The sequence below is a fragment of the Psychrobacter sp. CAL346-MNA-CIBAN-0220 genome (genome assembly GCF_040309805.1).
Lineage (GTDB): Bacteria > Pseudomonadota > Gammaproteobacteria > Pseudomonadales > Moraxellaceae > Psychrobacter.
Genome location: NZ_JBEOPF010000353.1, coordinates 1 through 266, shown reverse-complemented (window position 1 = coordinate 266; position 266 = coordinate 1). Strand labels below are relative to the sequence as shown.

Below are 266 nucleotides of genomic sequence, written 5' to 3'. Positions count from 1 at the left end.
CTTCTAGTGAGTTTTCAAGGCTTTCTTTAGCGCCCGGAATTGATAACCAATCGAGCACTTGCGCAGCACTTGTTTCTGGGTTAGTTGGTGCTATTGCAAACCAACCATTATGCCAATGCACTGAGGTTGCAGCGACAACCATTGTGAACATAAGTGGGATACTGACCAAGCGAGTTAAAAGGCCAAGTAATAAAAACCAACCTCCTAAAAATTCACTCCAACCAGCTAAAAAGGCTAGTAAGTCAGGAAACGGTAATCCTAAACCC

At 43.6% G+C, this 266-nt stretch carries 1 protein-coding gene; it reads right to left on the bottom strand.

The features are described 5' to 3' along the window. On the bottom strand, nucleotides 1–266 hold a 266-nt coding region (locus AAEY88_RS13950; RefSeq protein ID WP_350563339.1), incomplete at both ends, for a DoxX family membrane protein.